At 63.5% G+C, this 606-nt stretch carries 1 protein-coding gene; it reads left to right on the top strand.

What is annotated here, in order from left to right:
* Positions 1-357: 357 nt before the first annotated feature.
* A partial coding sequence (locus MKK75_RS06515) for a hypothetical protein (protein WP_244041798.1) occupies positions 358-606 on the top strand: 249 nt, incomplete at its 3' end.

The raw sequence follows: 606 nt of genomic DNA, 5'->3' as shown, positions 1-606 counted from the left end.
GAGGTCAGGGCCTGCTCGAATGGAGGCGCAAGCGCATGCGCATCCCCAACGCTGCGCGGCTGATGGATTTCGCCGAGTTTGATCCGAAGTATCTCCACCTGAACCCACGCGACGACGTCGAACGTTCGCTCTCGGAAACATCGTAGACTGGCTGCAGCGGAGCATCCGCTCTGGGGTGGAGGCTCAAGATCCGCTCCCCACCCTGAGCCGAAGTTGCCGGACGGCAGACGAATGACTGCTTCGGAGAAGCGTCGATGGCGGTCCTTGCGGCTAGGTTGGGTCGGATACAGAACGACCGCTTCTAAGCGATTGGCTGACTTACGCTCCTCACCCCGAGCTGGAGTTGCCGGACAGCGTATGAACGGCCGCTTCCAGGAAACCATGGCGGTCTTCTGTCAGCCGACTCTAGTCAATGATGGACAGGCTGGCAGCCGTTACCTTGGAACCGGCAAGGCCGGGCTAGCACGCAGTAATCTTGGCGGTGCGCCGGCCGGACAGGCGGCCGGTCAGGCAGCCTTTCGGGTCCTGCCGGCGGTAGCCTTGCCCGAAGCGCGCTTCCTCGCGGGCGTCGAGGGCTTCGTCTCCGTCTTGCGCGGCTGCGCTTTG

Source organism: Methylobacterium sp. J-030 (assembly GCF_022829545.1).
Classification (GTDB): Bacteria; Pseudomonadota; Alphaproteobacteria; order Rhizobiales; family Beijerinckiaceae; genus Methylobacterium.
The sequence above is the reverse complement of the archived record's forward strand: the minus strand, read 5'-3'. Positions and strand labels throughout refer to the sequence as shown.